The organism is Neoroseomonas rubea (assembly GCF_016106015.1).
GTDB classification, from domain to species: Bacteria; Pseudomonadota; Alphaproteobacteria; order Acetobacterales; family Acetobacteraceae; genus Neoroseomonas; species Neoroseomonas rubea.
The window spans coordinates 1-13312 of the sequence record NZ_JACADQ010000093.1; the positions used below are offsets into that span (position 1 = coordinate 1).

Genomic DNA, 13312 nt, shown 5'->3' on the forward strand with positions numbered 1-13312 from the left:
CCCCGTACCCCCCTCAACCTTCCTTGGGAATTGGGAACTGACAGCGGCGACCTGTGCCAAGCAGATAGAAAAGGGAGGGGGCTTGCGGGGGAGGTTCTCCTCCCCCGTACCCTCATCGCGCGTCGCGCTCGGCCAACGCCGCGCGGAACCGCGCGATCCACGCCCCTATCGCCTCCGGCCGCGTCTTGAGCGCGGTGCGGTTGACGATGAGGCGGGAGGTGACATGCGCGATCACCTCGCTCTCCCGCAGCCCGTTCGCCTTCAGCGTCGATCCGGTCTGCACCAGGTCCACGATCAGCCGGGCGAGGCCCATCGAAGGGGCGAGTTCCATCGCGCCGTTCAGGTGCACCACCTCCGCCTGCACGCCGCGCGCGGCATAGTGGCGGCGGGCGATGTTCGGATATTTCGTCGCGACCGTGACGCGCGACCAGCGGGACGGGTCGTCGGCATGGCCGCCCACCGGTTCGGCCACGCTGACGCGGCAGCGCCCGATGCCGAGGTCGAGCGGCGCGTAGATCTCCGCATAGTCGAATTCCATCAGCACATCGGCGCCGCAGATGCCGATCTGCGCCGCGCCATGCGCGACGAAGGTCGCGACATCGAAGGACCGGACGCGGATCACGTCGAGCGAAGGATCCTCGGTCGGGAAGCGCAGGCGCCGGCTGCTCTCATCGGCGTAGTCCGCCGCGGGCACGATGCCCGCCCGCGCCAGCACCGGGCCGAGTTCCGACAGGATGCGGCCCTTGGGCAGGGCGAGCACCACCGGCCCGGCATCGTCGGGCGTGGAAGGCGACATGGGGGTCGGGATCGAGTGGTCCATGGCCGTCAGCCTGGCAGGCGTTCGATGTCGGCACCGACCGCTGCGAGCTTCGCCTCGACCCGCTCATAGCCGCGATCGAGGTGATAGACGCGGTTGACGATCGTCTCACCTTCCGCCGCAAGCCCCGCGAGGATCAGGCTGACCGAGGCGCGCAGATCGGTCGCCATCACGGGCGCGCCGGCGAGCCGCGGCACGCCGCGCACGATCGCCGACGCCCCGTGGAAGTTGATGCGCGCGCCCATGCGCAGCAGTTCCGGCACATGCATGAAGCGGTTCTCGAAGATCGTCTCGGTGATCATCGAGGCGCCTTCGGCCACGCACATCAGCGCCATGAACTGCGCCTGCATGTCGGTGGCGAATCCCGGGAAGGGCTCGGTGATCACGTCCGTGCCGCGCAGCCCGTTCAGGCGCGAGACCTTCAGCCCGCCCTCGGCTTCCGCGACGTCGACGCCGGCATCGCGCAGGATGCGCGTGACCGCGCCGAGATGATCCAGCCGCGCCCCCTGCAGCAACACCTGCCCGCCGGTGATCGCCGCGGCGCAGGCATAGGTGCCGGCCTCGATCCGGTCGGGGATGATGGGATGCACGGCGGCACCCAGCGCGGGGACGCCTTCGACCACCAGCCGGTCGGTGCCCAGCCCCTCGATCCGCGCGCCCATGCGCATCAGGCAGGCGGCGAGGTCGGTGATCTCCGGCTCCCGCGCCGCGTTGACGATCTCGCTGGTTCCCCTGGCGAGCGTCGCCGCCATCAGGATGTTCTCGGTCGCGCCCACCGAGACCTGCGGGAAGATGATGCGCGCGGCCTGCAGCCCCTGCGGCGCCGTCGCCTCGATATAGCCCGCGGTGATCTCGATGACCGCGCCCATCTGCTCGAGCGCCTTCAGGTGCAGGTCGACCGGCCGCGTGCCGATGGCGCAGCCGCCGGGCAGCGAGACGCGTGCCCGCCCGTGCCGTGCGAGCAGCGGCCCGAGGACGAGCACCGAGGCGCGCATCTTCCGCACCAGGTCATAGGGTGCTTCGAGGTTCGTCGCCGTCCCGGACAGCGTGATGGTCCGCGCCTGCTTGTCGCGCGCGACCGTCAGCCCGTGCTGCGCGAGCAGCCCGGCCATGGTCGTGACGTCGGCGAGGTCCGGCGCGTTGGTCAGCGTGAGCGGCCCGTCGCCCAGCAGCGCGGTCGCCATCAGCGGCAGCGCCGCGTTCTTGGCGCCGGAGACGGGGATGGTGCCGGTCAGCGGCCGGCCGCCGCGGATGCGGATGCGGTCCATCCGTCAGAGCCTCGGCAGCGCGACGCCGCGCTGGCCCATGTATTTGCCGCGCCGGTCGGCGTAGCTGACTTCCGGCGGGCTTTCGCCCTTGAGGAACAGGAACTGGCAGACGCCTTCGTTCGCATAGACCTTGGCGGGCAGCGGCGTCGTATTGCTGATCTCGATGGTGACCTGGCCTTCCCATTCGGGTTCGAGCGGCGTGACGTTCACGATCAGCCCGCAGCGCGCATAGGTGGATTTGCCGAGGCAGATGACGAGCACGTCGCGCGGGATGCGGAAGTATTCGATCGTGTGTGTCAGCACGAAGGAATTGGGCGGGATGATGCAGACCGGACCCTTGCGGGTGACGAAGCCTTCCTCGCTGAACGCCTTCGGATCGACCACGGCGTTGTCGACATTGGTGAAGATCTTGAATTCCTCGGCCGCGCGCGCGTCGTAGCCGTAGGAGGACAGGCCGTAGGAGATGACGCCTTCGCGCCGCTGCGCTTCGACGAAGGGCTCGATCATGCCGTGCTCGGCCGCCATGCGGCGGATCCAGGTGTCGGGCATGATGGGCATGGAATTCGGGCCTGGCCTGCGGAATGTGGGCGGGCGGCGCGGCGCCGGCGCGGCCCGGGGCGGCCGGATTAACCGATGGGGGTGCCCGGGGCAACCTTGGGCGGGGTCGCGGCATCCGTTCCGGCCGCGTCTTCCCGCGCGCGGGCCTGGGCCTTTCGGCGCTTGAGGTTTTCCCGCAGCGCGGCGGCGCGGCGCGCGGCGCGGTCCTCGGCCGGGGTGGGGGGCTTGGCGGGGGGCTTTTCCACGGGGCGGAAGGTGGCGGGGCGCGGGGCGCGCGGCAAGGGTTGCGCGGGGCGGGCCGTCCGCCTAGAGAGGGCGCCGCGTTGGCGCCCGGGGCTGCTGTAGCTCAGTGGTAGAGCACTCCCTTGGTAAGGGAGAGGTCGAGAGTTCAATCCTCTCCAGCAGCACCACCGAAACCCTCGGAAATCCGCCAAGGTCTGCAAGACTCGGGACCGCCTCAAGGTCCATGGCACGGCAGCGAATTGCGCGATGCTGCGCACCAACTGACAAACTCCTGACGAACAGCTGCGGGAAGCGACGCCGCCGTTCGTGGCGGCACTGTGGGCAGGTGACGCCCCATCCCCGCCCCTGGTCCCTGGTCGCGCTCGCGCTGTTGGCCTTGTCCGCCACTGCCGTGCCGGCGCACCAAGCGCCCTCCCGCTGGTCCAATGATCGCGCGTGCTGCCACAAACTGGATTGCGCCCCCGTGCCCGAGGGCGCGATCCGGGAGACGGCGGGCGGCTAGCCGGTGACACGCGGCCCGAGCCAGCACCCCATGCTGGCCGGCGGCGCTCGGGTGTCCCGAACCATCCGCCACGGCGATCGCCGCATCAACGAACTTGGCCTCGCGCTGCTTCAGCTCAGCCTTTGTGTTCTCCTTGGCCTTCTGCTTCGCCAGATGGATGCCGGCCTACTTGTCCTCCGCGATCCGCTCCTTCTGGAACTCGCGCCGCGCGGTCGCGCGCTTCGCGGCCTCGGCCTTGTAGTCCGCCGCGTCCTTCACCCCGGTCAGCTTCAAGAAATTGAGCTTGCCGCCCGCGCCGCCGACCACCTGGTAGGCGCCATCGCCGGCCGGCCGGATCAGCACCGGGACGCCCTTCTGATCCTTGCCGTGGGGGTGGACCGTGATCCACCGCTCACCGGGTCCAAGGGCCTTGAAAAAGGCGAAGAACGCGCCGAAGCTCTCTACCGCCTGGCTCCGTGGCCCCGCTTCGGCGGGGCTGGCACCTGGCCCCGGCAACGGGGCGCGACCGGATGGCGCAGCAATCAGGAACGACGGTTGGAACCCCGGGGCCGAAAGCTCCGGGGTTTGGCTTTTCAGGAGGGCGCCACCATCGGCCTGGATCGGCCTGGCGCGCTGCATAAGGTCCCTGATTTGGTCCTTCGTGCGCGGCCTGGCGCTGGCGAAAGACAGGCGGCCGGGGCCATCGACCGATAGCACCACCACGTAGGTGTCGCCGGCCGCGTTGAGCGGTGGCGATGCCAGGTAGATTTCCCGGCGCGCGTCGCGATGCTCCTGGAGGACTTGCCAGGGCTCGCTGATTGCCCGGAAGAGCCGATCCATGATGGCCGCGCGATCGCGGGCGAAGGTCCGAGGGCCCTTGCGCGCCTTTTCTTGATCGTAGGCGTCGATCTGATCGCCCGGTCCGGCCCGGCGAGTCCACATATGCGTGTTGCTGTCATCGAAGCGGACCGTCACTGCCGCGGTTCGGTTCTTTGTCTTGACGTGCAGGCTTACCGTTCGGTCCGCGATGTGCTCGCGCCAGTATGCGCGGGCATCCGCCGCGTTCGCGATCCCGGAGGAAGGGGGCAGTGCGGGGGGCGCGCCCCCGCCGCGCTGGTCGCTGGGCGCCCGCGCGAAACGGCCCCGGGCATCGTGGTTGGGGTTGCCCTTGAGGAACAGGATGGCGCGCATGGCGCCACCGTGCTGTCACGACGCGCTGGCACTCGGTCCGCCGATCGTGCCATGATCGGAACATGAAGTCGGTTCTCGTGGCCGCCGCGCTGGTGGTCGGCTCCATCGCGCCCGCGGCGGCGCAAGGCATCTGCGATGCGATCGCCATGCGCGCCTTCGTGGCGGCGGAGCGGCGCTCCTACGGATTGGATCAGCAACCGCTGCGCGACGCGCTGGCGCTGGCTGAAAGCATCGGCGGCGAGCGCCTGGCCCGGGTCTACCGGGCGATGCTGCGGGACATCCCGGCGGCTCCGCAGATGTCGCCGCGGGAGGCATACCTGATCAGCCGGAACGCCCCCTGCGGCTGGCCGGGTGCCTCGCCGCGGGGTAGCGCCGCGGATCAGATCGTGCGGCGCTGACCGCTACGCCGCGAGCAGCGCGAGGGCCTTTGCCAGGTCGCCGCCGTCCCGGATCGTGGCAAGGAATCGGTCGAACGCTGCACTGATCCGCGCGCGCTCTTCGGCTTCCGGGAACGGGCGGTGGTGCGGCGGGCGAACGTCGCGTTCATCGCGGCAGGGCGCCGTCGCGTGCCCGTCAATGGCAACCGTCCGGCCCGGCCCATGTCGCTGCGGGACATCGCGAGCGCACTCGGGGGGCACCCGCGTCGCAACCATGGCGGCCCGCCGTGCCAGGACGCGTCCCGCGCGCATGCGAAACGTTAAGCCAAATCAATTTTGGCTGATCATTAACGTGTCGGCCCGAGGATGCCCGCTCGACAGCCGATGAGCGTCCGCGATGTCACCCAGCGCCCGCCACAACCTGCGCGCCTTCGGACCGGAGCGCGCGCGCACCATCGTCTTCGCGCATGGCTATGGTTGCGACCAGAACATGTGGCGCTTCGTCGCGCCCTCCTTCGCCGCCGACCACCGCGTGGTTCTCTTCGACCTCGCCGGCTGCGGCCAGGCCGACGCGGCGTGGCACGACCCGGTCCGACATGGCCAGCTCGCCGGCCATGCCGAGGATGTGTGCGAACTGATCCGCGACCTCGGGCAGGGGCCCGTGACCTTCGTCGGCCACTCGGTCAGCGCCATGATCGGCGCCCTGGCGGCGATCCGTGCGCCGGACCTCTTCGACGCGCTCGTCATGCTCGGCCCCTCGCCCTGCTACCTGAACGACGGCGACTATCGCGGCGGATTCGAGCGTGCGGACATCGAGGGTCTGCTCGACCTGCTCGACGGCAACCATCACGCCTGGGCGGCCCAGATGGCGCCGGTCATCATGGGCAATCCCGACCGCCCGGACCTTGCCGCCGAACTCGAGGCCAGCTTCTGCCGCATGGATCCGGCCGTCGCCCGCGTCTTCGCCCGCGTGACCTTCACCTCGGACTGCCGCGCCGACCTGCCGCTGCTGGGGGTCCCGACGCTGGTCCTGCAATCCGCCGACGATGCCGTCGCCCCGCCGGAGGTCGGCCGATGGGTCGCGGAGCAGGTGCGCGCCAGCCGCCTCGTCCACCTCGGGGCGACGGGCCACTGCCCCCATGTCAGCGCGCCCGAGGAGACGGCCCGCGCCATCCGGGCCTGGCTGGGATGATCGGGGCGGCCCCCCCGGCGGTGTCCGCACCGCCTTCGGCGACGGACCACCGCGACGACCTGGAGGCGTTCTACGAAGCCGCGCCCTGCGGCTACCTGACGATGCGGCGCGACGGGCTGGTGCTCGGCGCGAACCGCACGCTGCTCGACTGGACCGGAAGCAGGCTCGACGCGCCGGGGCGGGGCCTGTGCTTCCGCGACATGCTCACGGCGGCGAGCTGGGTCGTGTTCAGCATGAAGTGCCTGCCGGTCGCGACCCTGCATGGCCGCGTCAAGGAGATCGCGCTCGAGGTCCGGCGGTCCGACGGCACGGCGCTGCCCGTCCTCGCCAGCTTCCAGCGGGTGGAGCAGCCGGGGGACCGGCCGCCGCTGCTGCGCGGCATCCTGTTCGACGCGACCGAGCGCCGCCTGTACGAGCGCGAACTGCTCGACGCGCGCAAGGCCGCCGACCAGGCGAGGGCGACCGCGGAGCGATCGCGCGCGCGCCTGTCGTCGATCCTGGAGAGCACCACCGATGGCGTTCTGCTGGTCGAGCCGGGCTGGCAGGTCGCCTACGCGAATCCGAGCGCCGCGGGGCTCGGGATGGTGTTCGCGCCCGGCACGGACATGCGCGCGGCCTTTCCGCGCGACCCTGACGGCCTGTTCCTCGATGCCTTCGCCCAGGCGATGGGGGGCGGGTCGCCCGAGCCGGTCCAGGGCCTGGTGGGCGGCGGGATCTGGCTCTGGGTGAAGGCCTATCCCGCCCCGGGTGGTGGGATCACCGTGTTCTTCCGGGATGTCACGCGCGACAGGCTGGCCGATGAGGAGCGGCTGCGTGCGGCCGAGCGCATCCGGCACCTGGCGACGCATGATCCGCTGACCGGGCTCGCGAACCGCGTCCGCTTCGCCGAGCGGCTCCGCGACGCGCTCGCCGCGACCGGCGGACGCGTGGCGGTGATGTGCCTCGACCTCGACCGCTTCAAGCAGGTGAACGACCGGCTCGGCCACCCCGCCGGCGATGCGCTGCTGCAGGCCGTCGCTGGCCGGCTGCGCGCGGAACTGCGCGCCGAGGACACCGTCGCGCGCTTCGGCGGCGACGAGTTCGGCATCGTGCTGGCAAGCGCCGGGCGCAGCGGCGGCGATTCCGAGGCGAATGCCGAGGCGGTGGCGGCGCGGCTCGTCAGCGCGCTGAGCGCGCCCTACACGCTCGGCGGGGAGCGCGCCGAGATCGGCACCTCGATCGGCATCACCCTCGCGGCCGGGCGCGACACGACGCCCGATGTGCTGCTGGGGGAGGCGGACGTCGCGCTCTATTGCGCCAAGCGCGCCGGGCGTGGCCGGCACGCGGTGTTCGAACCGGCCATGGCGGCCGAGCAGCGCATCAAGCTCGAGGTCGGCGAAGCCCTGCGGACCGCCCTCGCGGAGGGCGAGCTGCTGCTGCACTACCAGCCGGTCGTCGACGTCGCGACGCGCGCCGTGCGCGGCTACGAAGCCCTGGTGCGGTGGGAACGGCCCGGCCATGGATTGCTGCTTCCCGCCGCCTTCGTCCCGGTGGCGGAGGAGACGGCGCAGATCAGCCAGCTCGGCGCCTTCGCGCTGCGCCGCGCCTGCCGCGACGCGGCGGCCTGGCCGGACCGGAGCCTTCGCGTCGCCGTCAACCTCTCCCCGCTGCAGCTGCGCGATCCTGCGCTGATGGACGCGGTCGCCGACGCGCTGCGGGAGAGCGGGCTCGCGCCCTCCCGCCTCGAACTCGAGATCACCGAGGGCGTGCTGCTGGAGCGGACGGAGCCCGTGCTCGGCGCCATGCACCGGCTGCGCGCGATGGGCGTCGCCTTCGCCATGGACGATTTCGGCACCGGCTACTCCTCGCTCGCCTGCCTGCGCTCCTTCCCCTTCGACCGGGTCAAGATCGACCGCGACTTCCTCCAGGAAGCCGAGACGCGGGAGGGGGACGCCGCCATCATCGAGGCCGTCGCGGCGCTCTGCCGGCGCCTTGGCATGACCTGCACCGCCGAAGGCGTCGAGACCGAGGGCCAGCTGCGCCTGCTTGCCCGCGCCGGGTGCACGGAGGCGCAGGGCTATCTGTTCGGGCGGCCTGCGCCGCAGTCGCAACTCCTTGCCGCAGCCATGGCGCCGGGCTGACCGGGTGCGAGGCGCGCGGGCCGCCGCGCCGTCGCCCCGCGCGGCACATCGTCCTCGCAGACCGGCGCCGGGCGCCAGGCCGCGCAGGCTTCATCGCCGGCGCTGGAGCGTCACATCACCGGATGGACGCATCGGCGCCCGATGTCCTGAACGAGACGACATGGGGGTCGGGCAGCCCTTGCCCGGGCGGTGGAACGGGGCGCGGTTCAGCGCGACCGGACGCTGCTCGACGGCACCATCCGATCACACCGGATCAGTGTGATCGGACTTCGTGCCGTGGGATCAATTGCTTCCAGAAACAGACAGCCGATCGGCCACTCCCGGCTGATCGGTGAGTGCCCTAGACAGCCGTAACGGCCACGTCGTGCACCATCAGCTCCACCTCGCCCTCGAGCGGCAGGGCGAGCAGCAGGTGCCGCTCCCGCAACTCCTCCCCGATCACGCGCGGATGCAGGTGGAACACCGCCTTGTGATCGCTTGGCGCGGCGTCGATCTCGAAATCCTTCCACTCCGTGTCGCAGAAGCCCTGCTCGTAGTCGAAGGCGACGAAGTCGCGGATCGTGACCGACACCCGCGTCGGCCGGCTCGCGGCCAGGCGGAAGGTCACGAGCAGTTCCGGGCTTTCCAGCAGAAGCGACGAAGCGAGGATGAACTTCACGTCCCGCCAGCGCCACGGCCCCGCATGGTCGAAGGTGACCCGCAGCGCATCCTCCTCCACCGCCAGGCCGATGCGCTCCCGCGGGCCGGAGAAGCCGATCACGACGCCCGGCACCTCGGTCGCCCGCTGCGGCGCAGCCAGGCAGGACAGGCCGGCATGGGCCGCGGCGTGGAAGCGGAACAGCGTCTGCGCCTCCGCCGTTCCTTCCCCGCGATAAGCCTCGAGCATCCGCGTCGCCGGCGGCCAGAGCGATCCTTCCGGCAGCGCCCGCACCGGCGCCGCCAGCGCGCGCATCGGCCCGACCACGCCGAAATCCGAGGAGACGCGAAGCGCGCCCAGCGTCCGCGCCTCCGGCAGGCCGGGCTCGGCGAAGAGCCCCTGCATGTGCGCGGCCGACAGGTCCGCGAGGAACGGTGGCAGGCGCTCGACCAGCGGCCCTAGTTCCGCCTGCGCGCGGCGGATGAAGGCGAGCGCCTCCTCCTGGCAGGGGCCGATGAAGCGCTCATGGTCGGCCTGTTCCGCCGGGCTGTCGACCAGGACGGGCTGCGCGCTCACCGGGTCGATCGCGAGCGTCGAGCCATGCGGTGCCGCGTGCAGGAGCTCGAGCAGCGTGATCGCCGGCCGCACCGAGTCGAGCCGGCCGCGGGGCCGGCCGCGGTCGAACAGGAAGCCGCGGCTGCCATCGCCCGCGCGCGTCGGTCGGGCATGGGCGAAGGTGCCCATGTAGAAACCGGTGAGCCGGGTCGGGCTGCCGAGGCGGTCCAGGATGCCGCCGAGGCAGACCTGCAGCGTATTGTGCCAGCCGAGGTCGACGATGCCGGCATGCGCGGCGGTCGAGAGTCCCTCGGCTTCGAGATAGCGCGCGAGCCCCCCGGTCTCCTCCGCCCCGCGCGCCTCGATCAGCCCGCGCAGCTTCGCGAAGACCGCCTTCAGCCCCTCCATCGCCTCCGGCTTCAGGGGCGGGCGGCGGCGCAGCAGGTCCCGCTCCGCCGCGTCGGTCGCGGCGTAGATCGCCTCGTCGGACAGCCGCAGCCGGCGCAGCAGCTGCATGCCCGTCAGGCCGCTGTAGTTCTGGATCAGCTTTTCGAGATAGGCGTCGCCGCCATCGGCCGCGGCGGGGAGGTAGAGCGCGCTGCGCGAGAGGTAGAGGTAGCGCGAAGCCTCCTCGGGGAACATCAGGCGGAAGGCGCGCTGCAGGCAGTGCCCGTCGCGCGCGAGGAAGTGAAGGCGGTCGATTCCCTGCCGCCCGACCTCCTGCCGCAGCCAGTGGCCGAAGCCGAGCCAGAGCGGACCGAGCACGAACTGGCCGAGATAGGCCGCGAGCGCTTCCACTTGGCCGGGGCTCCGGTCCTCCGCCGCGGCGGCTTCCACCCGCTCGGCGGAGGCGGCGAGGAAGCGCCGCAGCGCCGTCCGCTCCGCCGTGTCGAGGCCCTCGAGCGGCGGCAGCGCGTCCATCGCCGTCATCTGCCGGAGGGAGGGGAGGAAGCGCCCGAGCACGCCGGCATTGAGCGCCGAATGCACGTCCGAGCCGATATTGTCGCCGATGTGCAGGATGCGCGCGCGCGGCCCCGCCCATGCCTTCAGCACCTCGAACAGCCCGCCTTCCTCCTTCGAGCGGCCATGCGTGCAGGACAGCAGGATCGTGTCCTGCGGCACCTGGTGCCGGGCGCAGAAGCCGCGGAAGAGGCTTGTCGGGAGATAGGTGTCGCTCGTGATGGCGATGCGCAGGCCGAGCCGCCGCGCTTCCTGCATGATGGCGAGCATCTGCCGATCGGGCGCGAGCGTCGCCTCCTCTGCCGCCAGTTCCGCCTGCGCGGCGGCCTCGTCCCCGGCGTGGATCTCCGCGAGCAGGACCTCGTGCCGACCGGCGAGCAGCGCCGCCTGGCGCGCCGCGTATTCCGCGCGGCGCCGCGCGTCGAGCGCGCCGGGCGCCGGGTTGAGCCGGAGCAGCAGGTCGGCCGGATTCGGCTCGGCGCGCGTCGCGAGGGTGTCGAAGAAGTCGACCGACAGCACGTCGAAGCGCGGCAGCAGGGCGAGGATGTCCTGCCGCGCCTGCGCGGCCTGGCGGAGAAGCGTGAAGCGGTTCATGCGGTCCTGCGGTTCGCTCTGCGTGCGACTAGCGGGGTTCGGCCGTGGACTGCATCGCGGCCAGTTCGGCGCGCAGCGCCTGCACCTCCCCGAGCAGCTGGTCGACCGACCAGCGCAGCTGCTCATGCCGCCACTCGAAATGGTTCTTCTGGCGCCATTCGGCGTCGATCACCGCCTTCTCGATTTCGGCAAGGCGGCCGCTGACCCAGTCATTGTGCGCCTGCATGCCGCCCAGGCGCCGCATGATCCGCTGCTCCCGCTCCGCGGCCAGCAGGAAGTCGATCATCGTGCCGGGCGCTTCGGCGAGCCTGTCGCGCAGCATCCCGTCGAGGAAGCCGGCGCGGATCGCGCGGTGGCGCCAGCTGTCGGCATAGACCGAGTTGGACAGCGAGCCGCTCGCCGAGCCGCGGTGGTGGTAGTTCGCCAGCGGCTCGCGCAGATAGGCGAGCTCGAAGTGCCGCGCTACGCGCAGGTGGAAGTCCCAGTCCCCGAGCACGGGCTTGCGCGAGTCGAACAGGCCGAGCAGGTCGAGCACGCTGCGCCGGCAGAGCATGGCGATCGGCGGGAACTGGTTCTCGGGCAGGAGGCTGGTCAGGCCGACGAACTCCATGTCCGGACGGAAGGGCTCGCGCCGGACCTCGCGCACCTCATCGACCTCGATCTCCTCATGCACCACGGTCACGCCGGCGACGACGCCGCCGAAGCGGGGCGAGGCCTCGTGCCGCCGCATCACCTCGACGGTGCGGGCGAGGAAGTCGGGCGCCCAGCTGTCGTCATCGTCGTGGATGGCGAAGTAGGCGGAGTCCGTCATCAGCAGCCCGGCGTTGGAAGCGGCTTCCATGCCCATGTTGGGGCAGTTGTGGACCAGGCTGACGCGTCCCTCGTAGCCGGGCATGGCTTCGACGAGCGCCGCGACGTGGTCCCGGTCGCCGCCATCGTTGACGATGACGTGGTGCCAGTCGCCATGCGTCTGGGCGATGATGTGCTCCATCGCGCGGCGCAGCAGCAGCGGCCGGTCCTTGGTGCGGGTGACGATCACGGTCTCGGCCCAGGTGGCCACGGGCGCTCTCCGGCGTGTTCGTTAGGTTGGCAGAACGAATACTGCCTGGGGCCATGGGCGGGAAGGGCGTTTCTGCCACGATCGTGAGGCGCGGCGCCGTCCCTGGCCGCGCCGCGCCACCCGTGCTCAGGGGGCGGGCCTCATCCGCCGGGGATCACGCGGGGCGGAGGAAGCCGCCATGGCCGGCGCCGGCCAGCGCCGCCGCGACCTCCGCATAATTCGCGATCTGTCCGGCGAAGTCGCTCGGCACCTGCTTGACCGTGTCGGGCGGCGGGATGGGTTCGTCAGCCAGGCCGAGGAAGTCGAAGACCTTCCGCAGGGCGGTGCCGTCGGTCGCGATGTCCTCGTAGAACACGTGCAGGTAGCGGTCGGGCAGCCCGGCGAAGTTGTCGTGGAACATGCGGTTGCGCGCCGCATCGTCGCGCATCCAGTCCAGTATCGTGACAGGGTCGATGGTCAGCGGCGGCACCTTCGCCACGCTGCGGTGGACATCGGCATCCCCCGCCCGCATCCGATGGTTGAGCACGAGTTGCGACACGATCCGCGCCAGGTAATTACGGCGCTCGAGGTGGATCACGCGCACCTCGCCCTGCCGCATCAGGTGGAACAGGCGCGGAAAGGCCTCGATCTGCTCGGACTTGATGTCGATGCCGACGATGCCGGGCTCCACCTGTGTGAAGAGCCGGTCGAGGAAATCTGCGAGGACGGCGTCGTAGATGGTCGGGTCGCTCAGCATCAGTTGGCGCGGGTCGCGGGCGATACGATCGCGCCAGAAGGGGAAGAAGAGCCCGTTCGCGAGATCCTGTGCGAGGTCGCCGGTGCCGAGGTCGGGGTAGAACACCTCCCCGTACATGTGGACCTTGCCGGTTTTCCGCAGGATCGAACCCAGCATGTTCGTGCCTGTGCGTTGCAGCGCCAGGATGGCGAAGCGGGTCTTGGCGCCCTGCGTCATGTGGCGGGCAGGCTCCCTGGACGTCATGCAACGGTTCGTTGCGTTCTGTTGATCATCTTGATGTCGCAACGTCAACCGTCGGCGGCTAGGTGCGATCCTCCCCGCAGGTCGGCCGATGCCCGCAGGCCGCCGCGACCCACTCCAGGACGAGCCGCGCCGGCGCATTCGGCGCCGCCCAGCCGAAGGCCACGCGTCGGCGGCCGGCCTGGTCCACCAGCGCGACGGCAAGGTCCTCGAGCGCGCGGGGATCGTCCGCGCGCAGCTCCCGCCACGCAGCGGGGGCGGGCCACGCCGGGAGGGCGGCGGC

General features: G+C 71.2%; 11 protein-coding genes and 1 tRNA gene. 4 read left to right on the plus strand and 8 right to left on the minus strand.

The window, feature by feature from the left end:
* Positions 1 to 112: 112 nt before the first annotated feature.
* The 3 genes from hisG to dcd are packed head-to-tail and all read right to left on the minus strand — an operon-like array spanning position 113 to position 2643.
* A complete protein-coding gene (hisG, locus tag HW577_RS11330; protein WP_198376246.1) occupies positions 113 to 820 on the minus strand; it encodes an ATP phosphoribosyltransferase in 708 nt (235 codons plus the stop codon).
* 5 nt (positions 821 to 825) lie between these two features.
* Entirely contained in the window at positions 826 to 2085 is a 1260-nt protein-coding gene (gene murA / locus HW577_RS11335) for a UDP-N-acetylglucosamine 1-carboxyvinyltransferase (RefSeq protein ID WP_198376247.1), read from the minus strand.
* A gap of 3 nt (positions 2086 to 2088) precedes the next feature.
* Entirely contained in the window at positions 2089 to 2643 is a 555-nt protein-coding gene (gene dcd / locus HW577_RS11340) for a dCTP deaminase (RefSeq protein ID WP_198376248.1), read from the minus strand.
* Positions 2644 to 2978: 335 nt separating this feature from the next.
* Here dcd and HW577_RS11345 point away from each other — a divergent pair.
* Positions 2979 to 3053 (plus strand) — tRNA-Thr (locus HW577_RS11345).
* 500 nt (positions 3054 to 3553) lie between these two features.
* Here HW577_RS11345 and HW577_RS11350 read toward each other — a convergent pair.
* On the minus strand, positions 3554 to 4558 hold the full coding sequence (locus HW577_RS11350; protein ID WP_198376249.1) for a hypothetical protein: 1005 nt from the start codon (positions 4556 to 4558) through the stop codon (positions 3554 to 3556).
* A 77-nt stretch (positions 4559 to 4635) separates the two neighbouring features.
* Between HW577_RS11350 and HW577_RS11355 the strand changes: the two genes are divergently transcribed.
* The 3 genes from HW577_RS11355 to HW577_RS11365 all read left to right on the plus strand — a co-directional run bounded on the left by HW577_RS11355 (position 4636) and on the right by HW577_RS11365 (position 8247).
* On the plus strand, positions 4636 to 4956 hold the full coding sequence (locus HW577_RS11355) for a hypothetical protein (protein WP_198376250.1): 321 nt from the start codon (positions 4636 to 4638) through the stop codon (positions 4954 to 4956).
* Between the two features lie 376 nt (positions 4957 to 5332).
* Positions 5333 to 6127, plus strand: a complete 795-nt coding sequence (locus HW577_RS11360; RefSeq protein WP_198376251.1) for an alpha/beta fold hydrolase — start codon at positions 5333 to 5335, stop codon at positions 6125 to 6127.
* Positions 6128 to 6147: 20 nt separating this feature from the next.
* The gene (locus tag HW577_RS11365; protein WP_198376252.1) at positions 6148 to 8247 is read left to right on the plus strand and encodes a putative bifunctional diguanylate cyclase/phosphodiesterase; all 2100 of its coding nucleotides are present in this window, start codon (positions 6148 to 6150) and stop codon (positions 8245 to 8247) included.
* 340 nt (positions 8248 to 8587) lie between these two features.
* On the opposite strand, the gene HW577_RS11370 is transcribed toward HW577_RS11365, so the two are convergent.
* The 4 genes from HW577_RS11370 to HW577_RS11385 all read right to left on the minus strand — a co-directional run.
* Positions 8588 to 10993 (minus strand): hypothetical protein, encoded by a 2406-nt coding sequence (locus tag HW577_RS11370; RefSeq protein WP_198376253.1) that lies wholly within the window; start codon positions 10991 to 10993, stop codon positions 8588 to 8590.
* Between the two features lie 28 nt (positions 10994 to 11021).
* Positions 11022 to 12053 carry a glycosyltransferase family 2 protein gene (locus HW577_RS11375; protein WP_198376254.1) on the minus strand — a complete coding sequence of 344 codons (1032 nt, stop codon included), beginning with the start codon at positions 12051 to 12053 and terminating at the stop codon, positions 11022 to 11024.
* Between the two features lie 154 nt (positions 12054 to 12207).
* Positions 12208 to 13032: a sulfotransferase family protein gene (locus tag HW577_RS11380; RefSeq protein WP_198376255.1), complete on the minus strand. Its 825-nt coding sequence runs from the start codon at positions 13030 to 13032 to the stop codon at positions 12208 to 12210.
* Between the two features lie 58 nt (positions 13033 to 13090).
* A partial coding sequence (locus HW577_RS11385) for a hypothetical protein (protein WP_198376256.1) occupies positions 13091 to 13312 on the minus strand: 222 nt, incomplete at its 5' end.

What these genes read in the sequence shown, in the direction of transcription:
- hisG (WP_198376246.1), bottom strand. Translation starts at nt 820, where the DNA reads ATGGACCACTCGATCCCGACCCCCATGTCGCCTTCCACGCCCGACGAT.
- murA (WP_198376247.1), bottom strand. Translation starts at nt 2,085, where the DNA reads ATGGACCGCATCCGCATCCGCGGCGGCCGGCCGCTGACCGGCACCATC.
- dcd (WP_198376248.1), bottom strand. Translation starts at nt 2,643, where the DNA reads ATGCCCATCATGCCCGACACCTGGATCCGCCGCATGGCGGCCGAGCAC.
- HW577_RS11350 (WP_198376249.1), bottom strand. Translation starts at nt 4,558, where the DNA reads ATGCGCGCCATCCTGTTCCTCAAGGGCAACCCCAACCACGATGCCCGG.
- HW577_RS11360 (WP_198376251.1), top strand. Translation starts at nt 5,333, where the DNA reads ATGTCACCCAGCGCCCGCCACAACCTGCGCGCCTTCGGACCGGAGCGC.
- HW577_RS11370 (WP_198376253.1), bottom strand. Translation starts at nt 10,993, where the DNA reads ATGAACCGCTTCACGCTTCTCCGCCAGGCCGCGCAGGCGCGGCAGGAC.
- HW577_RS11380 (WP_198376255.1), bottom strand. Translation starts at nt 13,032, where the DNA reads ATGACGTCCAGGGAGCCTGCCCGCCACATGACGCAGGGCGCCAAGACC.